At 63.8% G+C, this 3561-nt stretch carries 2 protein-coding genes; both read right to left on the bottom strand.

Features of this window, described 5'->3' with window-relative positions:
• Positions 1-3013: cobaltochelatase subunit CobN (locus GXH28_RS15295; protein WP_169239882.1), on the bottom strand; the 3013-nt coding region annotated here is incomplete at its 3' end.
• 1 nt (position 3014) lies between these two features.
• Positions 3015-3561 (bottom strand): cob(I)yrinic acid a,c-diamide adenosyltransferase (cobO, locus tag GXH28_RS15290; RefSeq protein ID WP_240550450.1); only part of this gene is annotated, 547 nt, incomplete at its 5' end.

The raw sequence follows: 3561 nt of genomic DNA, 5'->3' as shown, positions 1-3561 counted from the left end.
TGGGGAGCGCGCGCGGATCTACGGTGAAGAAGTTGCGACCGGTAGGCAGCACGTGTGCCATGCCGCGCGTGGGCGCTCCGGCGGGACCAGGCGGCACCGGCCGGCCTTCCAGCGCGTCCAACAGATTGGTAATCTCATCTTCGGTGCGTGCAAGGGCCGGTGCGAGGTGGGTGCAAACATAGCGCAGCGCAGCAACAATCCCGGCAGTGTTGGGCGCGGCGGGCAGGTGCGCCTGCACAACGGCCTCGACCTGTCGAGCATCGAAGCCGCTGCTGGCCAGTGCCCGGAGCAGGTCGCGCGCAAGTGCGTCCACCCGCTGCTCGGCTTGGGTCTTGCTGCTGCGCCAGTCATAGACTAATTCGGCACCCAAAGCTGCGGCCACGGCCTGACGCAGGCCGGGCACATCCATGTTGGGCAATCGCAGCAGCGCATGCAGGGTGTCAATCAGCATCTCGCCACAAGGCGCCTGACCCAACGTGTGTAGGCCACAGTGGATTTGCAGGCTCTGCAGCTCGCACAGATAGCCGTCCACATCTTCCATCATGTGGGCGAACTCCTTGCCGCTGAACTCGACGACTCTCACAGGAATGCCTTCGGGGGTCAACGTCTCATCCCAGCTATGGCTATGCTTTGCGTTTTGGCGTTGCAGGATGGCGCCGATTTCTTTGTCCAACCGCGCGCGACAAACCAGCGACCAGATCTGCGATTGCAACATCGGCAGCTTATCGGGGCTGGTGGCTTCACAGGCGTAGTATTCCGTCACCAACTGCGCCAGCTCGGCCAAATCGCCATATAGCTCGGCGGTAGTCTGGGGCGGCATCAGGTGATCCAGAATGACAGCATGGGTACGGCGCTTGGCCTGTGCGCCTTCGCCGGGGTTGCTGACGATATAGGGATAGAAGAACGGAACATCACCGATCAAGGTATCGGGGAAGCAATCGGACGAGGGGCCGACGCCCTTGCCCGGCAGCCACTCCAGCGTGCCGTGGGTGCCCATGTGTACGACGGCATCCGCACCCCAGCCGCCCTGCTCACGTGGGGTGGTCAGCCAACGATAGAAGGCGTGATACTGGTAGCTCGGCGGCAGGTCGGGCGAATGGTAAATGCCCTCAGGGTCATCGGCGTAGCCGCGCGGGGGCTGCAGGGCCACGAGCACATTCCCCAGCTCCAGCGTACTGAAGAGCAAAGCGCCGTCGTGCACAAAAGACGGCCCCGGCGGCCCGCCCCAGCGTTCGTCCAGGTAGCGACGCTGGAAGGGAGTCAGTTCAGCATGCCATTGGGCATAGCGCTCGACGGGGACGCGGCGGGCGTTCTGGCGCTGAAAGTCGAGAAGGAAGTCCGTGTCGTAGCTGCCGCAGGCAATGATGGCGTGCATCAGTGCATCGCCGTCCTCGGGAACATCCGCGAGCGTGTAGCCGCGCTCGCGCATGGCAGCAAAGATGCGCAGCAGCGATGCCGGCCCGTCTAACCCAACTGCGTTGCCGATCTTGCCGGCCTTGGCGCTACTGTTGGTGAGCACGAAAGCCACGCGCTTCTCGGCATTGGGTTTGCGTCGCAGCCGGGCGTAGCCCAACGCCAGGCGCACCAGCCGGGCGATGCGCTCCGGGTCTGGCCGGTATTCCTGCTCGTGCTTGAAGCTGATGGGCACGGTGATCACCCGACCGTCGAACTCCGGCAGCACCACATTCATAGCCGTGTCCAACGGCCCCAGGCCACGCTGTGCGGCCAGCCATTGCTCGCGCGTCATGCCGCTGGTGATGGCCTGCAAGATGGGGAAGCGCGTCTGCGCCGCTACCTCCGGCGACATGGCGAAGCTGACAGTGCTGATCAATACGTCCATCGGTGGCGATTCACCCAGTCCGAAATCACGCACCAGGGTAGCCAGGTCATTGCGACTGCTGACGAACACAGGCAGCGCGTTAGCCCCTTGCGCTTCGATCTCGGCCACGAGCGCATCCACGAAGGCCGTATTGCCGCTCAGCCAGTGGGAGCGATAGAACATTACGCCGATGGTGGGCCGGTCGGGCCGGAGGCGGGCTTGCCAGCGCGCGAAGTCACACAGGCCCCCCAGGGACGGGTGGTAGATGTCCAAACGGGGCTGCGGTTGTGGCGGCGCGAAGCCGTAGCCGGTGGCAAAGTAGTGATCGCTGAGGAAGCGCAGGAGCTGCGCCACATTCTCCGCGCCGCCCTCCTGGAAATAAGTGAAAACTTCACGGGCGATGGCGGGTTCGGTGGAGAGGGCATCCAGTTGCGGGTCGGGCTGAATGGCAGAGACGCACAACAGCACACGGTCGGCCTGGCGGCAGAACTCGGCGATGCGGCGCAGTTGCGGCGCATTGTCCACACCGCCTTCGACGCGCGCCACGATGAGCTGCGCGTCGCGCAATTCGGCGCGCTCGAAGTGCGACAGCGCCTCCGGCCGGCGCAGCGGCTCTAGCGGCAACGGACGCACGGCCGGGAAATCCGCCGGCAACAGTTCGCGCACCCGGCGAACAACCAGCAGGTCGGTGTCAGCATGAGAGAGCACCAGGATGGGCGCGACAACAGCCTCGAGCGAAGCGGGCGTATCGGTCACGGGGACATCGCCAATAACTTGTGCGGATTGTTGGGCCTGCCAAGCGTAGAAATTGAAGACAAAGGGGCGCAGCGCCTCCGGCACGGGCAACAGCCGGTTGGCCGCTAGCATCGCCTCGATGTAATCGTAGAGTGTCAACACCTGCCACTCGGTGTTGAACGACTGAAACCACAAGTTTGTGCCATCGAAGTTCAATAGGACGACGTTCGAGAGCGGGCACGGGCCGAGACAACCGCCGATGGTGAGGTGCAGGCGATGGCGCAGCTTGCGGCGCTCCCACTCATTGTGAAACAACTCCTCCGGCACCGGCGGATGTCCCCGTTCGACGTGACCGCAGCAGCAGCCTTTGCACACAAACAGGTGCCCTGTCTTCAGGATCAGGTTGATGTATTTGCCGTCGCCGCGCAGCACGCGCGTGTGGGGTTGAGAAGTGCGCATCTCAGAACTCGATACCGGGTTGGGCGCGGATGCCCTGGTCGCGGTAGGGGTGCTTCACCTCGCGCATCTCGGTCACCAGATCGGCGAACTCGATCAGCGCTTCGGGCGCGTCGCGGCCGGTGATGATGACGTGGGTCATCGGGGGCTTGTGTGCGGCCAGCCAGGCCACCACCTCGCTTGCATCCAACCAGCCGAAGTGCATCACGTAAGTGAACTCATCCAGCAGGAACACGTCGTATTCGCCGCTGGCGATCTTCTGCTTGGCTACCTCCCACCCGTGCAGGGCTTTCGCCTGTGTTTCATCCAGGTTTTTGCTCGTCCAGGTGAAGCCGTCGCCCATAGGCGTCAGCGCAATGCCCATCTTCTCCAAGGCCTTCAGCTCGCCGTAGGACGATTTCTCGTGCTTGAAGAATTGCACGCCGCCGACGCGCATGTTGCGGCCCCAGGCCCGCAGCAGAATACCCAGCGCGGCCGTCGTTTTGCCCTTGCCCTTGCCGGTGTTGACGATCACCAGGCCTTTGGGCCGGTGGCTGTCTCGCGCGGCTTTG

Origin of the sequence: Candidatus Roseilinea sp. NK_OTU-006, assembly GCF_012931985.1 — a bacterium.
Taxonomy (GTDB): Bacteria; Chloroflexota; Anaerolineae; order J036; family Brachytrichaceae; genus JAAFGM01.
The sequence above is the reverse complement of the archived record's forward strand: the minus strand, read 5'-3'. Positions and strand labels throughout refer to the sequence as shown.